Raw genomic sequence first — 14,207 nt, 5'->3', positions numbered from 1 at the left:
ACCTTTACTGCAGCTTAACATTGGCATTGGGTAAACGATGTGTAGGATAGGCCGGAGGCTATGAAGGGGCGTCGCCAGGCGTTTTGGAGCCACTGTTGAAATACGGCCCTTTGTTTGCTTGGTGTCTAATCCCTGTACAAGGGAGACATTGTTTGGTGGGTAGTTTGACTGGGGTGGTCGCCTCCAAAAGAGTAACGGAGGCTTCCAAAGGTTCCCTCAGCACGCTTGGTAACCGTGCGCGGAGTGCAATAGCATAAGGGAGCTTGACTGCGAGGCCGACAAGCCGAGCAGGGTGGAAACACGGGTATAGTGATCCGGCGGTACCGTATGGAAGGGCCGTCGCTCAAAGGATAAAAGGTACTCTGGGGATAACAGGCTGATCTCCCCCAAGAGCTCATATCGACGGGGAGGTTTGGCACCTCGATGTCGGCTCGTCACATCCTGGGGCTGGAGAAGGTCCCAAGGGTTGGGCTGTTCGCCCATTAAAGTGGCACGCGAGCTGGGTTCAGAACGTCGTGAGACAGTTCGGTCCCTATCTGTTGCGGGCGTGGGAAACTTGAGAGGATCTGACCTTAGTACGAGAGGACCGGGTTGGACGGACCGCTGGTGTACCGGTTGTGGTGCCAACTGCACTGCCGGGTAGCTACGTCCGGAAGGGATAAGCGCTGAAAGCATCTAAGTGCGAAACCCACCTCGAGATGAGGTTTCCGTACAGGGTTGTCATAGACGATGACGTTGATAGGCTGCAGGTGTAAAGCCGGAGACGGCATAGCTGAGCAGTACTAATAGCCCGAAAGCTTACCTGTGGAAATGTTGTATTATCTTTAAGTAGTCATTGGTACTTTAAAAACATAAATAGCAAGAACTTAGGCGACCTAGCCAGAAGAATTTGGGCGGTACGGCGCAGGGGATCCACCTCTTCCCATCCCGAACAGAGAAGTTAAGCCCTGTCGCGCCGATGGTACTGGGGTTACACCCGGGAGAGTAGGTCGCCGCCCTCACCTATCAGGCCCCTTTTACAGAAATGTCAAAGGGGCCTTTTTTTATGCCCTTGTCCTAGGTTCTCTTTTTATCTATGGCCTCCTAAAGGTGTAAATGGATAAACTTTTTAGATTGTGGTTTATTTTTAGCAAAAAAAATGGCAGATTTGCACAAATAAAAACAGCATGGCAATTCTATTCAAATCTTTAAAATTAATTCAGGGAGATTCAATTTTGGCACCTCAAGATTATGTTTTTGATGGTGGTATATTAAGACCTTTAGAGGGTGAAGATGAAAAATTTGATGAGGTAGTGGATGTTTCCAATTGGTTAGCTTCTGAAGGTTGGATTGATTTAAGATGTGGGGTTGGAGAGCCTGGATTTGAATATCAAGAAACTTTCGAAAGTCTTGGCGAATCGCTTAAATATTCAGGTTTTACCCAAGCTGTTATAATGCCCAATACAGAACCTACCATCCAATCAAAAAATGAGGTGGAATTTGTTAAGAATAAGGTTAAGGACTTTTTGACTAATATTCATATTCAAGGGGCTGTAACCAAGGATACAAAGGGCGATGACCTCACTGAAATCTTGGATATTAACCATCATGGAGTTAATATTTTTGGAGACGGAGTGGTGCCAGTTTCTAATTCCGATAGGATGATGAAGGTGCTTCAGTATTTACAAAAATTTGATGGAATTTTATTTGATCAATCCTATGATCCTTTGTTGTCTATTTTTGGGCAAATGCATGAAGGTTATACTTCAACAGCCTTAGGGATGAAGGGGATTCCAAATTTGTCAGAAGAAGTTGCTATTCAAAAGAATATTGAGATCTTGAGATATACAGGAGGCAATTTGCATATTCAAACTGTGAGCACAGCAAAAGGTGTGGATGCTATTAGAAAGGCTAAAGCAGATGGATTAAATATTAGTGCTGATGTTTCTATTTATCAATTGTTGTTTTCAGATGAAGATTTGATCAATTATGATAGTAATTTGAAAGTAATCCCTCCTTTTAGGGGAGCAAATGATAGGGAAGCAATAATTGAAGGATTAAAAGATGGAACCATTGATGCGATTGTCTCTAATCACCAACCAAAAGATTTTGATTCGAAACATATGGAGTTTGATCTAGCTGCTTTTGGAATGAGTGGTCTACAGACTTTCTTACCTGCACTGGTTAAACTTGAAAAGGTGCTGGGATGGCCATTGTTGATACAAAAGATTACTTCGGGGCCTGCCAAGGTAATTAAAGATGAATCTAAAAGGTTAAGTGCTGTGACTTTATTTGATCCAAATGAGGAATGGTCATTTGATAAAAAATCAAATAAATCACTTTCAGAGAACTCTCCGTTCTTTAACCAAAGATTAACAGGACGCGTTAAAGCTGTTATCAATAAGGGTAAATTTGTACGTTTGGATGACTAAATACATTAAGAACAGTTACCTTTTTGGGATAGTAGGAGGTGCACTTTCATTGCTTGCGTTTTGGGTGCTAAAAGCCTTAGACTTGGAACCTATAGATTTTACATTATTTTTTGCTTGTATGATCACTCCAGTGTTTGTCTTTATAGGTATGAAGAATTTCAGGGATCATTATAGTGATGGAGAACTGATTTTTGCCCAAGGTATGACGGTTGGTTTTGTTATATATACTTTATTGGCTTTGGTAACGGCATTAGGAATCGCCTTGTTCCTGAATTTTGACGAAGAAATATTTTTAAGTCACAGGGCTGAGAAGATTGCCTGGCTTGAGGGACAGAAGGATTATATCACTGAGAATGTGAATAAGGAGGCGTTTGAGGAAACCATGGCCAAAAATTTAAGCATGAGTATATCGGATATTGCATTGGATGTATTTTTGAAAATTTTCATGTTGGAATTATTTTTTACAATTATTATTTCCATAATTTTAAAAAGAACTAAATCTTAAATATTATGGATGATCAAATGACAATAGGAGAGGCTTCAAAAAAATGGGGACTTATTTATGGTATTATTGGTACTATAATAATACTGATTTCAGCGATGTTCGATTTTTCTTCTCAAGGTTTTGGAGCACAGGCAGCCTCTGGCTTTTTGTCAATATTGATCGCTTTTGGGGTTTATTATTTCAGTACGAAAGAATATAGAGAGGCAAATAGTGGGGTACTGAGTTTTGGTCAAGGCTTTAAGATTGTATTTCTAGTTGGCCTAATAGGAGGTGCTTTAAGAGGACTTATGTTTTATATCTATCTCAAAGTCGTGGATACTGAATATGTACAAAGGATAGTTGAAGCGCAAATTGAAGCTCAAGAGAAAATGGGGGCTACCTATGATCCTGACAATGTTCCGGCATTTATGAAATTTTTTCAATCAGCTGAATTTTTTGCAGGATCATCCTTGATTAATGCATTAATTGGAGCACTGATCATTGGTTTGATAGCTGTGGCCATTAATAAAAGAACAAATAGTCAAATCGTATAAATGATTCAAGTTTCCATAGTAATTCCAGTTTTTAATGAAGAAGAATCATTACCTGAGTTGTCCCATTGGATTAATAAGGTAATGGTTCGGCATAATCTGAATTATGAGGTTATTTTCGTCAATGATGGCAGTACAGATGATTCTTGGGAGGTGATTTCTTCCCTGGCCCGAGAAAATGGACATGTGAAAGGGATATGCTTTAGTAGAAACTATGGAAAATCTGCAGCACTTGATATTGGGTTTGGGAAGGCTAAGGGTGAGGTAGTCATTACCATGGATGCCGACTTACAAGATAGTCCTGAGGAAGTTCCTGGCCTGTATAAGATGATTAAGGAAGAAGGATATGATATTGTTTCTGGATGGAAGAAAACGCGTCATGATCCAATCAGTAAAACGGTGCCTTCCCGGTTTTTTAATGGGGTGACCAGGGTGATATCAGGTATTAATTTACATGATTTCAATTGTGGCTTGAAAGCTTATAAAAATAAGGTGGTCAAACAGATTTATATTTATGGAGAGATGCACCGCTATATTCCATTGATAGCCAAGTGGAATGGTTTTACTAAGATTGGTGAAAAGGTAGTGGATCACAGGGCAAGAAAATATGGTGAAACTAAGTTTGGGCTTGAGCGATTCGTTCATGGCTTTTTGGACTTAATATCAGTTTCTTTTGTCAATAGGTATAAAAAGAAACCTATGCATTTTTTTGGCACATTAGGTACTTTGTCCTTTTTGACTGGTTTTTTGATTACCGTCTGGTTGGCTTTCGAGAAATTTTATGGACTTAGGAATGGGCTTTTTGTGCGCGAAATTACCGACCAACCATTGTTTTATTTGGCTTTGGTAGCTTTGATTGTTGGGGTGCAACTTTTCTTGACGGGATTTTTAGCTGAGATGCTGATTTCCAATACTACTAAAAGAAATGATTACAATATTGATCAAGAGATAAACTTGGAAAATTGATGTACTTTTCAGTTATCATTCCAGTTTTTAATCGTCCAGGGGAATTAAGAGAGCTTTTATCGAGTCTTTGTCAACAGTCCGATGGTGATTTTGAAGTACTCATCGTAGAAGACGGTTCCAAAATTAGGAGTGATCAAGTCGTAGCCGATTTTGAACAACAGTTGGATATTCACTATTATTTCCAAGAGAATACAGGGCAGGGATTTGCCAGGAATTTTGGTATGCTAAAGGCTCAAGGGGAGTATTGGGTGTTTTTTGATTCTGACTGCGTCATTCCTAATGATTATTTTAAGCTGCTTCGTGAAGTGATAAATGAGAAAGGATTGGATGCACATGGTGGTCCAGATAATGCGATGGAAGATTTTTCTGATTTTCAAAAGGCTATTAACTTTAGTATGACTTCTATTTGGACTACTGGAGGAATCAGAGGGAAGGTGGCAGATCCTAAGAAATATCAAGCGCGAGGTTATAATATGGGGTTTTCAAGAAAAGTGTATGAGCGTCTAGGAGGATTTGTGGACCCTAATCAAGGAGAGGATATTGAGCTCAGTATAAGAATAAAAAATGCTGGATTTAACCTGCAATTGGTAGAGGAAGCTTATGTTTATCATAAAAGGAGAAGTGATTTTGGATCTTTCCTTAAGCAGAGTTTTTCGTTTGGGATGAACAGGGTTAATGTCAACCGATATCATCCAGGAGCGATAAAGGCGGTTCATTTAATGCCCTCAGGCTTTTTATTGGGAGCTGTTTTAACACTCCTTTCTTTTTTTATTATTCCGAGTCTTTTTATTGTAGGTGTCTTTTTCTATGGTTTGTGGACTTTAGGTGTCTTTTTGGACGCTAGCATAAGTAATCAATCTCTCGGGGTTGGTCTATTAGCAGTTTTATGTGCATATGGCCAGTTATTCTCCTATGGAGCAGGAATGATCAAGGCACTATTGGATAATAGATTCAAAGATTAATTTAGTCCCTTTTTACAGTAATAAATGATTTCTTTTGGAGGCAAGGCATGTTTGGAAACAAACTCATTTGATAGTTCCTTAACAAAATTATTTTCTTCTACTACGAGCCCTGATTTACTTAGTCTTTTAGCATAGTCATTTCCATATTTTCTTACATGGTCTCTTTGGCCAAATAGCTTTTCTCTTTCCGCAGGGGAGGAGATGGACTTGTCTTCCAGGGTCATAGGAATATCATACACAGGGGACTGGATGATTCCCCATCCATCAGGTTTTAGTACCCTGTTGATTTCCTTACAAGCAAGAATGTCATCATCCACATGTTCCATTACATGATTACAAAAGACCACGTCAAAACTATTGTCTTCAAAAGGGATGTCGTGGATGTCCATTTTTACTTTTGCCAATGGGGATTCTATATCTCCTGTGATATAGTCTAGGTTAGTCAATTTTTCAAAGCGGTCAATAAAGCACAGTTCCGGTGCCACATGAAGCACTTTCAAAGGGGCTGAAAAGAAATTGGTTTTTTGCTGAAGGAAGAGCCACATGAGTCTGTGGCGTTCCAGGGCAAGGCAGTTAGGGCATAGGGCATTTTCTCTGGCTTTTCTTCCATATGGTAAGAATTTTCGGAAGGAATGGTCACATACTGTACAGTTGACCTTGTTTCCCTTATAAAAAACAGCCATGATCCTTAGGATAAAATGACTGATTAATTGTAAAAAACTTCTTGGGATATATCGGATGACAAAACTGATTATTTGTTTCATTTTAGAGGGGAATAATTTTTCAAGGCTGCAATTTAGTAAAACAATTTTTTCTCTTTTAACAATTTTTAATTAAGAATTTAGTTTGAGGTTTTATTTCAATGGCTATATTTGGGTGTAGTTGGGTCTTTTCTTAGTGATAAAAAATTTAATTTTGTTGTTATAGCTAATGGTGATTATGCTTAATAAAATTCAATCATGAAAAAGAATTTAATATTTGTCGGTTTAGGGAGTGTGGCGGTCATAGTGCTGTTGTACTTTATTTTTTCTCCTACTGCGTCCGGTGGGGCTGCGGACTTGATTGTTCCAGTAAGGAAAGGAGACTTTACAGTGGAGATAACCACCACTGGAGAATTGAAAGCACTTCGCTCAGTGCAAATCCTTGGTCCGGTCAGGGCTAGGGATTTTAGGGTTAACCAATTGACCATAGAAAAAATGGTAGATGAGGGGACTGTGGTGAATAAAGGAGATTTTATAGCCTCATTGGATAAGTCTGAATTATTTGGAAAGATCAGTGATGGCCAAAATAACCTCGATTCCGAGATTGCAGAGTATGAAAAAACAAAGTTGGATACTGCGCTGACTTTGAGACAAGAACGGGATAAGATTCTGAATTTGGATTATACTGTAGAACAAAAGAAGCTGGTGCTAGAGCAGTCTCAATATGAACCGCCGGCTACGATCAAGCAAAATGAATATGATTTGGAAAAGGCCAAAAGGGATCTGGACCAAGCGAAAGAAAACTATAAAATCAAGTATGAGCAAGCAGTTGCTCAGATGGTACAGCGTACGGCTAGGTTAAGAAAGGAAGAACGAGAATTTGAACAAATGAAATCATTGTTGGAGGATTTTACTATCAAAGCTCCTCAAGATGGAATGGTGATTTACCAATCCAACTGGGATGGCACCAAAATCTCCGAAGGTTCACAGATTAGTGCCTGGAATCCTGTAGTGGCCACTTTACCAGATTTGACAGAAATGCAAAGTATTACCTATGTGAATGAGGTAGAGATCAGAAAAGTGAAGATTGGTCAAGAAGTAGAGATTGGTTTGGATGCTTTCCCTGAGAAAAAATTCACTGGGAAAGTGACGAGGGTGGCCAATGTAGGACAGCAAAGACCTAATTCTGATGCCAAAGTTTTTGAGGTGACCATTCTTGTGAATGAAAGTGATCCGGTGATGCGTCCAGCTATGACTACCAGTAATGCGATTATTGCCCAGGATTTAGGTGAGGCGCTTTTTGTGCCATTAGAAGCCGTGCATGTACAAAATGATAGTATAAATTATGTCTATCTAAATAACGGAGCTAAGCAAGAGGTGAAGTTAGGGACTTCCAATTATGATGAGGTGGTAATAGAAATGGGCTTAGAAGAGGGAGATAAGGTCTATCTTTCTATTCCTTCTTGGGCAGATGGAGGCCAACCTGTCAAATTATTGGCCGCTTTGGATGGGAAAAGAAATCCTAAGGATGACGAAGCTGTTGAGCCATCTATTGAAGCTAAAGAAGAAAGAAGAAGACCTGGAGGTGGTGGACCTGCCAGTGGAAGACCTCAGAGACCAGGAAATTAATTTTTTTGATATATGATTAATGCGAGACTTCTCTCCAATTTTTACAGCGCCTTTGAAGCGGTGATGGCCAATAGGCTGCGCTCTTTATTGACGGCATTGGGGATAATATTTGGTGTAGCGGCTGTGATTGCCATGATGGCCATCGGTAATGGTGCCCAGCAGGAGATTTTAGAGCAGATCAAACTGGTGGGAGTGAATAATATCATCATTGAACCTATAGTGGAGCAGGTAGAAGAAGAATTGGATGAAGCAAGTGGTTCCGGTCCCGGAGAGGAAAAGAATAAGTTTTCTCCAGGTCTTAGAATGCTGGATGTCGAGGCGATCAGGGAAGTGATACCTGGGATCCAAAAGCTCAGTCCTGAAATTATATTGGATACCTATATTGTCAAAAGTGGGTTGCGTAGATCTGCGAAATTGGTAGGTGTGACGCCTGAGTATTTTGATGTGACCAACTTCAATCTTCGTGAAGGTTCTATGTTTACCGAAAATAATTTGATAAAGGGAGATCCTGTCTGTATTATCGGTAGAGGGGTACAAACTAAGTTTTTCAGTACCGAAAACCCTATTGGTAAAATGATCAAATGTGGTAACAAATGGTTGCGAGTGATAGGGATACTTGAGGAAAGAATTGTTTCAGATAAGAGTATTGCCAAATTGGGGATCAGGGATTATAATATGGATGTTTACATTCCTGTTCAGACCATGTTGGTGCGTTATAAAAACCGTGATATGATCACCTCAGGGAGCCTGGTTTCAGGAGCAAGGGGGAGAAGAATACGTACTATTGTTGGGGCTTCAGGGGGAAGTGCATCACAAACCAATCCTCATCAGATAGATAAGTTGGTGGTGCAGGTAAAGGAGAGTCATATGCTTCAGCCTACCGCAGAAGTGCTTTCCCGTCTTTTAGAAAGGAAGCACTATAATGTGATAGATTTTGAAATAACCATTCCAGAGCTATTGCTGAAACAGCAGCAAAGGACACAAAACATCTTCAATATAGTGCTGGGAGCGATTGCAGGGATTTCACTTTTAGTAGGAGGGATAGGCATTATGAATATTATGCTGGCCTCTGTGATGGAGAGGATCAAGGAGATCGGGCTGAGGTTATCCTTGGGGGCAAAAAAGACGGATATAGTCCATCAGTTCCTTTTTGAGGCCATGATGATATCTGTTTCAGGAGGGATTATTGGGGTCATATTGGGCGTTATCCTGGCCAGTATGGTCTCCAGATTTGGAGATTTCCCTACCATTATAACTATTTCATCCATCATGGTTTCTTTTAGTGTGGCCGCTACAGTAGGTTTAATTTTTGGGATCGCACCAGCCAAAAGGGCAGCGAATCAAGACCCTATAACTTCTTTAAGACATGAATAAACGATTAACGCTTTTATTATTTGCCATTACTGTTTTATGTATTTCGAATACGGTTTTGGGGCAGGAAAAAATTAAATATTCCTTGGAGGACATTATCGCCAGGGCTAAGTCACGGTCACCAGCGGCATTAAGTGCCGAAACAAGAAAGGAAAACCGATATTGGGCTTATCGTTTTTATAAATCCAATTATAATCCTCAGTTAAGATTGCAGGGGACATTACCTAATTATCAACAGTCTGTAACGCCAGTACAACAACCTGATGGTACTTATGAGTACAGGCAAGTTGAGCAGAGTTTAATAGATCTTGGTGTTGGTTTGCAACAGAGTATTACTGCGACGGGGGGGATGATTTCAGTTAATACTTCGACAAGTAGATTTGATAATTATTATGCACAGGATAATGAAGAAGGTGTCAGGTGGAGTGGTGTTCCAGTAAACGTTAGGCTTAGTCAGCCAATATTTGCATATAACAGGTTGAAATGGGATAAAAAAATACAACCCTTGGTATATGAGCAAAGTAAGAAGAGCTATGTTGAAGAAATGGAGCAGATCAGTCGAACAGCGACTCAATTGTTCTTCAGGTATTTGATTGCTCAGGTGAGTTATGATATTGCGATGCAAAATAAAACCAATACTGAGGCTATTTATAAAATAGAAAGAGGACGGTATAATATTGGGACAACTACTGAGGATCAATTGCTTCAGGTTGAACTGTCAGTGCTTGAGGCAGATCAATCCTTAGCTTCGGCTAAACTGGATTTGGAATCTTCTGCATTGTCCTTAAGGTCTTATATTGGCCTTAATGAAAATGTTGATTTTGATTTGGTTTTGCCTGATGAGATACCAGCTTTTGAAGTGGATGTGGAAAAGGCAATAAACTTGGCTTTTGAAAATAATTCTGAAGCTGTGGACTTTAATATTAGGAAGTTGCAGGCAGAGGCAGAAGTAGCCCAAGCTAAAGGTGATCGATTTGATTTAAATTTAAATGCGAGTTACGGGTATAATAATGCCGCTGGAAATTTTTCTGGTGTATATCAAAATCCTAATCAACAAGCTATTGTTAATTTATCTGTAGGTGTGCCTATTCTCGATTGGGGAAGAAACAAAGCTAGAATGGGGCAAGCTAAAGCCAATCAAAAATATGTGAATTATACAGTTGAGCAGGATATTATCAATTTTGAGCAACAAGTATTTACCCAAGTGAAGAATTTTCAGCAGCTGAGAGATAGGATTACTATTAGTGAAAAGGCTGATGAAGTGGCCGCTAAAAGATATGAAATTTCCCGTCAGCGTTATTTGAGTGGAAAGGTAGATATTACCAATCTCAATATCGCCCAGCAAGAGAAAGATTCAAATAAGAGAAGCTATATTCAGTCGTTACAGGAGTACTGGGCAGCCTATTATGAATTGAGGCAGTTGACCTTGTATGATTTTCAAAACGATCAATTATTATACAATCCAGATTTAGAACCAAGCAAATAAAAAAGAGGCCTATTCGGCCTCTTTTTTTGTGTTTCCAGGTTTGGGTAAGCGACCTGCTTTTTTTAAGGCATCATGGATCATCCACTCCAACTGACCGTTGGTACTTCTGAATTCATCAGCCGCCCATTTCTCCACAGCCTTCATTAATTTTTCGTCTATTCTTAGGGCAAAAGCTTTTTTACCAGCCATATTTTAATCCTTTATTATTGATGTAAGGTACCTACGTTCAGTACAGGACTGGCACTTTTATCAGAGCACAATACAACCATTAAGTTGCTCACCATAGTGGCGCGTTTTTCTAAATCAAAATCGATGATTTCTTTTTCTTTCAGATCATCCAATGCCATTTCTACCATGCCCACTGCACCATCGACAATCTTCCTTCTGGCAGCAACGATGGCGGATGCTTGTTGTCTCTGAAGCATGGCACTGGCAATTTCTGAAGCATAGGCCAAGTGGCTGATACGGGCTTCGATTACCTTAATGCCGGCATGTTGTAAACGTTCACTGATTTCATCTTCTAAGGATTTGTTCACATCTTCGACGCCCGAACGTAAGGTGACTTCCGCATCTTCTGCTTCAAAATTGTCATAAGGGTAAAGGCCTGCCATTTTTCTGACGGCAGCATCTGCTTGTAAGTGGACAAAGTTTTCATAGTCATTTACCTCAAAGGAAGCTTTAAAGGTGTCTTCCACTTTCCAGACTACAATGGTTCCCACCATGACGGGGTTACCTATTTTGTCATTGACCTTTAAAGGGGTGTTTTCAAAGTTTCTTACCCTCATAGAAATCTTTTGCTTGATCATAAATGGGTTTACCCAAAAGAAACCGTTGGACTTTACGGAGCCCTTATAGGCGCCAAATAAAAGCAGTACCATGGCTTTGTTGGGTTCCACGATAAAGAAACCTGGGAGAAGAAAGATAAATATTATCCCGAAGATGATACCCAGCACAAAACTACCAGTTCCTACTAATACAACGATGGCTGCTATGATCAATAGTTCAATAAAAACCATGATATAACCTGAAATGGGCTTAGTTATTTTTTCCATATTGTTATGATGTTAAAATGATATCATAATAAATAACGTATTGAATTATAAAAGGTTGTCTAAGGGGAGGAGGCTTGAAGGACTTTACCTTGGAAAGATTAGCGGGGACACTATAAAAAAATAAGAGCCAAGAATCTCATTTCTTGGCTCCTTAATCTAAGCTCTTTGTTCTTTATTCTTAAGTTAACATGGCTCCGTTAACCTGAATAACTTGTCCTGAAATATAAGAACTCATATCAGAACCTAAGAATACACAGGCGTCAGCCACTTCTTCAGGCTTGCCTCCTCGTTTCATAGGGATAGCATCTCTCCAGCCTTGTACAGTTTTTTCGTCCAATACCTCGGTCATCTCAGTTTCGATAAAGCCAGGAGCGACTGCATTGCTTCGGATTCCTCTTGAACCTAATTCCAAGGCTACGGATTTGGTGAAGCCAATGATGCCCGCTTTTGAAGCTGCGTAGTTCGCTTGACCAGCATTTCCTTTGATACCTACCACAGAAGTGATATTGATGATGCTTCCTGATTTTTGTTTCATCATGGTTCTGTTGGCTGCTTTTACGGTATTGAAGCAAGATTTTAGGTTGATATTCATTACTTCGTCCCAAGCTTCTTCAGTCATTCTCATTAGCAAGTTGTCGCGGGTAATTCCTGCATTGTTTACCAAAATGTCCAAAGAACCGAATTCCTTAATTACATCAGCCACCAAATCGTCAGCAGCCTGAAAATCTGATGCATCTGAACGGTAACCTTTGGCTTTAATGCCAAATTCAGCCAATTCCTTTTCTAAGGCTTGACCTTTCTCCACGCTTGACAAAAATGTGAAAGCGACGTTGGCACCTTCTTGAGCGTATTTAATAGCAATTGCTCTACCTATTCCTTTGGAAGCCCCGGTGATAAGGGCTGTCTTTCCTGAAAGTAATCCCATATTTATTGTTATTGTTAGTTCATATTGAATGGTCAAAAATAGGGATTTATTCCCAAAAACAAGTTGCCGATGGTTTTAAAGGTGGATCAGTCCTATCCTTTTTTAGCATCTATATAATATGATTTTAAATTGTCTTTGAGCCCTTTGAATAATGGAAACCAAATTTTTTTCTGAGCTTAAATATTTTAAATTTGCGTTGGTTAAGAAAGCTATTTAAAAAACATATATATGTCTTCAACTAAATTTGATGTTATTGTAGTAGGTAGTGGTCCAGGTGGATATGTAGCGGCAATCCGCGCATCTCAGTTAGGCCTTAAAACTGCCGTAGTAGAAGCTGCCGAATTGGGTGGTATTTGTTTGAACTGGGGATGTATTCCTACCAAAGCTTTATTGAAAAGTGCTCAGGTTTTTGAATACATTAATCATGCAAGTGATTACGGTATTTCTGTTAAGGATGCTGAAGCGGATTTTGGAGGAATGGTGAAGAGAAGTAGAGGGGTAGCCGAAGGAATGAGCAAGGGAATCCAGTTCTTATTCAAGAAAAACAAGATTGAGCAACTTTTGGGCTGGGGAAAAGTGAAGCCGGGCAAGAAAGTGGAAGTTGAAGATAAGGATGGTAACAAAACTACCTATAGTGCTGATAATATCATCATCGCTACAGGTGCAAGGGCTAGAGAGCTTCCTGCTATCAAGATTGATAATGAGAAAATCATTGGTTATCGTAAGGCCATGACCTTGGAAAAGCAGCCTAAGAAAATGGTTGTTGTAGGTTCAGGGGCCATTGGAGTAGAGTTTGCTTATTTCTATGCTGCAATTGGTACAGAAGTTACCATAGTCGAGTTTATGGATAGGATTGTTCCTAATGAAGATGCGGAAGTTTCCAAGTCTTTGGAGAAAATCTACAAAAAGGCAGGAATGAAAATAATGACCAGCACTGAGGTAACTGCTGTGGATACCAAAGGAGATGGTTGTAAAGTGACTGTTAAGGGCAAGAAAGGTGAAGAAAGCCTTGATTGCGATGTAGTGCTTTCTGCTGCAGGTGTAGTGGCCAATATTGAAAACTGTGGTCTTGAAGATGTCGGAATCGTAGTAGATAAAGGCCGTATCCAAGTGGACGAGTTCTATAAAACCAATATGCCTGGATATTATGCCATTGGAGATGTGATCCCAGGCCCTGCATTGGCACACGTGGCTTCTGCTGAAGGAATTATCTGTGTAGAGAAAATCGCGGGCCATAATCCAGAGCCTTTGGATTATGGTAATATCCCTGGTTGTACTTATTGTTCTCCTGAGATTGCTTCTGTCGGTTATACCGAGGCAAAAGCCAAAGAGGCCGGTTATGACCTTAAGGTTGGTAAATTTCCATTCTCAGCTTCTGGTAAAGCTTCAGCAGCTGGTGCAAAAGATGGATTTGTGAAATTGATCTTTGATGCCAAATATGGTGAATTACTTGGTGCACACATGATCGGGGCAAATGTTACAGAAATGATTGCTGAGATTGTAGCTATTAGAAAACTGGAAACTACTGGTCATGAGTTGATTAAGACAGTTCATCCACACCCAACGATGTCAGAGGCGGTGATGGAAGCTGCAGCAGCTGCATATGATGAGGTAATTCATTTGTAAAATTGAATAACTTATTTTAATATTATGACACGAGAGGGTTGCC

13 protein-coding genes and 2 rRNA genes (1 of these 15 cut by a window edge) are annotated in these 14,207 nt (G+C 39.9%); 11 read left to right on the top strand and 4 right to left on the bottom strand.

What is annotated here, in order from left to right:
- The 7 genes from KZP23_RS22725 to KZP23_RS22695 form a co-directional block, all read left to right on the top strand.
- Positions 1-806: ribosomal RNA gene (locus KZP23_RS22725) — 23S ribosomal RNA — on the top strand (it extends 2,071 nt beyond the left edge of the window).
- Positions 807-889: 83 nt separating this feature from the next.
- Positions 890-1,001, top strand: a 5S ribosomal RNA gene (rrf, locus tag KZP23_RS22720).
- Between the two features lie 165 nt (positions 1,002-1,166).
- A complete protein-coding gene (locus KZP23_RS22715) occupies positions 1,167-2,411 on the top strand; it encodes a dihydroorotase (RefSeq protein WP_226334083.1) in 1,245 nt (414 codons plus the stop codon).
- The gene (locus KZP23_RS22710) at positions 2,404-2,916 is read left to right on the top strand and encodes a DUF4199 domain-containing protein (protein ID WP_226334082.1); all 513 of its coding nucleotides are present in this window, start codon (positions 2,404-2,406) and stop codon (positions 2,914-2,916) included. The genes KZP23_RS22715 and KZP23_RS22710 overlap by 8 nt, the downstream gene beginning before the upstream one ends.
- A gap of 5 nt (positions 2,917-2,921) precedes the next feature.
- Positions 2,922-3,449, top strand: a complete 528-nt coding sequence (locus tag KZP23_RS22705; protein WP_226334081.1) for a DUF4199 domain-containing protein — start codon at positions 2,922-2,924, stop codon at positions 3,447-3,449.
- Positions 3,450-4,412 carry a glycosyltransferase family 2 protein gene (locus tag KZP23_RS22700; protein WP_226334080.1) on the top strand — a complete coding sequence of 321 codons (963 nt, stop codon included), beginning with the start codon at positions 3,450-3,452 and terminating at the stop codon, positions 4,410-4,412.
- The gene (locus KZP23_RS22695) at positions 4,412-5,374 is read left to right on the top strand and encodes a glycosyltransferase (RefSeq protein WP_226334079.1); all 963 of its coding nucleotides are present in this window, start codon (positions 4,412-4,414) and stop codon (positions 5,372-5,374) included. Before KZP23_RS22700 ends, KZP23_RS22695 begins: the two co-directional genes overlap by 1 nt.
- On the opposite strand, the gene KZP23_RS22690 is transcribed toward KZP23_RS22695, so the two are convergent.
- Positions 5,371-6,138 carry a class I SAM-dependent methyltransferase gene (locus tag KZP23_RS22690; protein ID WP_226334078.1) on the bottom strand — a complete coding sequence of 256 codons (768 nt, stop codon included), beginning with the start codon at positions 6,136-6,138 and terminating at the stop codon, positions 5,371-5,373. The genes KZP23_RS22695 and KZP23_RS22690 overlap by 4 nt on opposite strands.
- Before the next feature lie 195 nt (positions 6,139-6,333).
- Between KZP23_RS22690 and KZP23_RS22685 the strand changes: the two genes are divergently transcribed.
- From KZP23_RS22685 to KZP23_RS22675, 3 genes are read left to right on the top strand one after another with little or no spacing between them, the layout of a single operon-like run.
- On the top strand, positions 6,334-7,704 hold the full coding sequence (locus tag KZP23_RS22685; protein ID WP_226334077.1) for an efflux RND transporter periplasmic adaptor subunit: 1,371 nt from the start codon (positions 6,334-6,336) through the stop codon (positions 7,702-7,704).
- Between the two features lie 12 nt (positions 7,705-7,716).
- Positions 7,717-9,078 (top strand): ABC transporter permease, encoded by a 1,362-nt coding sequence (locus KZP23_RS22680; protein ID WP_226334076.1) that lies wholly within the window; start codon positions 7,717-7,719, stop codon positions 9,076-9,078.
- Positions 9,071-10,561, top strand: a complete 1,491-nt coding sequence (locus KZP23_RS22675; protein ID WP_226334075.1) for a TolC family protein — start codon at positions 9,071-9,073, stop codon at positions 10,559-10,561. Before KZP23_RS22680 ends, KZP23_RS22675 begins: the two co-directional genes overlap by 8 nt.
- Positions 10,562-10,570: 9 nt before the next feature.
- On the opposite strand, the gene KZP23_RS22670 is transcribed toward KZP23_RS22675, so the two are convergent.
- The 3 genes from KZP23_RS22670 to fabG all read right to left on the bottom strand — a co-directional run bounded on the left by KZP23_RS22670 (position 10,571) and on the right by fabG (position 12,538).
- Positions 10,571-10,750: an Arc family DNA binding domain-containing protein gene (locus KZP23_RS22670; protein ID WP_186758304.1), complete on the bottom strand. Its 180-nt coding sequence runs from the start codon at positions 10,748-10,750 to the stop codon at positions 10,571-10,573.
- Positions 10,751-10,764: 14 nt separating this feature from the next.
- A complete protein-coding gene (locus KZP23_RS22665) occupies positions 10,765-11,613 on the bottom strand; it encodes an SPFH domain-containing protein (protein WP_226334074.1) in 849 nt (282 codons plus the stop codon).
- 178 nt (positions 11,614-11,791) lie between these two features.
- Positions 11,792-12,538, bottom strand: a complete 747-nt coding sequence (fabG, locus tag KZP23_RS22660) for a 3-oxoacyl-[acyl-carrier-protein] reductase (RefSeq protein ID WP_186758300.1) — start codon at positions 12,536-12,538, stop codon at positions 11,792-11,794.
- 228 nt (positions 12,539-12,766) lie between these two features.
- Between fabG and lpdA the strand changes: the two genes are divergently transcribed.
- The gene (gene lpdA / locus KZP23_RS22655; RefSeq protein ID WP_226334073.1) at positions 12,767-14,164 is read left to right on the top strand and encodes a dihydrolipoyl dehydrogenase; all 1,398 of its coding nucleotides are present in this window, start codon (positions 12,767-12,769) and stop codon (positions 14,162-14,164) included.
- Positions 14,165-14,207: the final 43 nt, after the last annotated feature.

The sequence above is a fragment of the Echinicola marina genome, assembly GCF_020463795.1.
GTDB lineage: Bacteria > Bacteroidota > Bacteroidia > Cytophagales > Cyclobacteriaceae > Echinicola > Echinicola marina.
Note: the sequence above shows the minus strand (reverse complement) of the source record. Positions and strands in the feature narration are given on the sequence as shown.

Coding starts and splice junctions, on each gene's coding strand:
- KZP23_RS22715 (WP_226334083.1), top strand. CDS start 1,167: ATGGCAATTCTATTCAAATCTTTAAAATTAATTCAGGGAGATTCAATT.
- KZP23_RS22710 (WP_226334082.1), top strand. CDS start 2,404: ATGACTAAATACATTAAGAACAGTTACCTTTTTGGGATAGTAGGAGGT.
- KZP23_RS22705 (WP_226334081.1), top strand. CDS start 2,922: ATGGATGATCAAATGACAATAGGAGAGGCTTCAAAAAAATGGGGACTT.
- KZP23_RS22700 (WP_226334080.1), top strand. CDS start 3,450: ATGATTCAAGTTTCCATAGTAATTCCAGTTTTTAATGAAGAAGAATCA.
- KZP23_RS22695 (WP_226334079.1), top strand. CDS start 4,412: ATGTACTTTTCAGTTATCATTCCAGTTTTTAATCGTCCAGGGGAATTA.
- KZP23_RS22690 (WP_226334078.1), bottom strand. CDS start 6,138: ATGAAACAAATAATCAGTTTTGTCATCCGATATATCCCAAGAAGTTTT.
- KZP23_RS22685 (WP_226334077.1), top strand. CDS start 6,334: ATGAAAAAGAATTTAATATTTGTCGGTTTAGGGAGTGTGGCGGTCATA.
- KZP23_RS22680 (WP_226334076.1), top strand. CDS start 7,717: ATGATTAATGCGAGACTTCTCTCCAATTTTTACAGCGCCTTTGAAGCG.
- KZP23_RS22675 (WP_226334075.1), top strand. CDS start 9,071: ATGAATAAACGATTAACGCTTTTATTATTTGCCATTACTGTTTTATGT.
- KZP23_RS22670 (WP_186758304.1), bottom strand. CDS start 10,750: ATGGCTGGTAAAAAAGCTTTTGCCCTAAGAATAGACGAAAAATTAATG.
- KZP23_RS22665 (WP_226334074.1), bottom strand. CDS start 11,613: ATGGAAAAAATAACTAAGCCCATTTCAGGTTATATCATGGTTTTTATT.
- fabG (WP_186758300.1), bottom strand. CDS start 12,538: ATGGGATTACTTTCAGGAAAGACAGCCCTTATCACCGGGGCTTCCAAA.
- lpdA (WP_226334073.1), top strand. CDS start 12,767: ATGTCTTCAACTAAATTTGATGTTATTGTAGTAGGTAGTGGTCCAGGT.